The organism is Tenacibaculum sp. MEBiC06402 (genome assembly GCF_049239625.1).
Lineage (GTDB): Bacteria > Bacteroidota > Bacteroidia > Flavobacteriales > Flavobacteriaceae > Polaribacter.
In genome coordinates, this window is sequence record NZ_JBMKKT010000096.1 from 1 (window position 1) to 1,951 (window position 1,951).

3 protein-coding genes are annotated in these 1,951 nt (G+C 32.9%); all 3 read right to left on the reverse strand.

Translation table 11 applies throughout. From position 1 onward, the window contains the following. Positions 1–46: 46 nt before the first annotated feature. The 3 genes from ACOSP6_RS09665 to ACOSP6_RS09675 all read right to left on the reverse strand — a co-directional run bounded on the left by ACOSP6_RS09665 (position 47) and on the right by ACOSP6_RS09675 (position 1,823). Complete coding sequence (locus ACOSP6_RS09665) at positions 47–529, reverse strand: hypothetical protein (RefSeq protein WP_422092884.1); 483 nt, start codon at positions 527–529, stop codon at positions 47–49. 170 nt (positions 530–699) lie between these two features. After that, a complete protein-coding gene (locus ACOSP6_RS09670; protein ID WP_422092319.1) occupies positions 700–1,212 on the reverse strand; it encodes a hypothetical protein in 513 nt (170 codons plus the stop codon). Positions 1,213–1,367: 155 nt separating this feature from the next. Next, complete coding sequence (locus ACOSP6_RS09675; protein ID WP_422092318.1) at positions 1,368–1,823, reverse strand: hypothetical protein; 456 nt, start codon at positions 1,821–1,823, stop codon at positions 1,368–1,370. Between the last annotated feature and the right edge of the window lie 128 nt (positions 1,824–1,951).

The following is a 1,951-nucleotide window of genomic DNA, read 5'->3' on the forward strand; positions in this document are numbered from 1 at the left end:
AGATAATTAATAAGATTGAATTTCCGCCGGGGAAATTCAGCCGCATTTAATTATACACCTTGTTGTGCGCTGGTTTTATTATTCGTTTAATTATTCTAATCAGGCTAGGTATAATTGCAATTATCGCACTCAAACCTAAAATCAGCCCATAGTTTATTTCGTTCCAACGTAATTTTCTAATTCCATCATCACAAGCGGTACATTCCACAATTTTTAAATTAGCGTCTAATGAGGAAAATCCAACTATTATAATCCCGAAAATCAAGAGAGTGATTATTATTTTTTTTAAATAGTCAGCGAGTGTTTTTTTCAGATTATCAAGAATCAAAATCAAGAATGAAAATCCTACACTCAAAGAATAAAAAGCGCCTCCGAAAAGATGAAAATTCTTTCCTATAAATTTAATTCTGTTAGAAGTAGACCAAAGGAAAATATTTTGAATTAGCTCTCTTAAAAAGGAATAAGAATATTGAGAAATTATAATTCCTATTATAAAAGCAAAAAATCCTATAATTATCTTTTTTTTCAATTTCAGTTAGTTTTTAGCTTGCGCACAACGTTTTTGTGTATGATTTTTTGCGGGAAAAGGACGCGAGTTCTTTTCCGTTGTTGCTGAAAGATAATTAATAAGATTGAATTTCCTGAGAGGAAATTCAGCCGCAATTAATTATATACCTTGTTGTGCATTGGCCTATTATATTAATTACACGTTGTGTATGGATTCGGACATTGCATATTCGGTTCGAGCCAGCCCTCTAAGATTTTTCCATTTTTTTCTTGATAGGCATAAATCCATTTCCCTTTACAATCTTTGATTGTATAATAATCAGTCTGATGTTCTGCAATAGCTGTTTTAACGTCAGAATTAATATTTGGTTCAGAATATAAATTCAGATTTTCAGCTCCAGAGTAGTTCCTGTCATAAACAGCTATTTCTTTTATTTTTTTAATCCAGCCAGAAATTCGTTTCTTACTCATTTCACGTTTAATTTGAACTCTAAAATAGTCTTGATTCGATTCGAGAATCGTAAAAGTCAAAAAGTCTTCATTCTGCATGTCATTTTGTAATTCCGCTACTTTTGTAATTCCAGAAGGGTCTGAGTATACATTTACTATTTTGTCAGATTTCCAATCAATAAATCCTTCGCAATTACAATTTTGGGATTGGCAAGAAGCAAAAGTTAGGAGGAATGTTATAATCAGTATTTTCATTTTTTTAGCTTATGCACAACGGTCTAGTATAACTGTCAGTTACGGGAAAGTTAGCGATAATTTTTGGGTTAAGCACTAGCCTTAGCAATTCCGAGTGGATTCGGACGTAGTCGAATCCGCCGTAATTGCGGTTATACATTGTTGTACACCGTTTTTTATTCAGTTGGGATTTTATATTTTCCATCTATTAATTCCCAACTATTTTTCTTTCGGTCAAACACAAATCTCATATCAGGGAAGTAGCCATTTGTTCCGCCACAGTCTAATGCAAAATCCGCTTTTTTAAATTTCAGTCCATTGTTGAAATGAATTTTTCGCTTTCCAGTAACATTTACAATTCCAAAATTCACGTCAACTGTGTCAATTCCGATTATTTTATGAGTCAGACGCAAAACGCGAATTGTCTTTTTTTCTTTAACTGACAAGTCAATTAGTTCCTCATTGGTCAAGAATTTGTATCGGTCAGATACGTTCAGTTTGGAAATCCGTTTTCCGTTTTCATTCAGTTCGATATATTTCCATCCGCTTGATAGTAAAAGGTCAAATCTGCTATTTAATGCTTGAACATAGACACTATCCAATTCGCTTGGTTTAATCGAATTCGGTTCCATTTCTTGTCCAAATGACAAAAATTCGATAAAGGTCAATATGATTACAAATGCTTTTTTTCAAATGGTGTACAACGTATTTGTGTATGATTTTTTGCGGGAAAAGGACGCGAGTTCTTTTCCGTTGTTTC

Bases quoted from the DNA above. Each gene is read 5' to 3' on its own strand.
- ACOSP6_RS09675 (WP_422092318.1), bottom strand. From the start codon at position 1,823: ATGGAACCGAATTCGATTAAACCAAGCGAATTGGATAGTGTCTATGTT.
- ACOSP6_RS09670 (WP_422092319.1), bottom strand. From the start codon at position 1,212: ATGAAAATACTGATTATAACATTCCTCCTAACTTTTGCTTCTTGCCAA.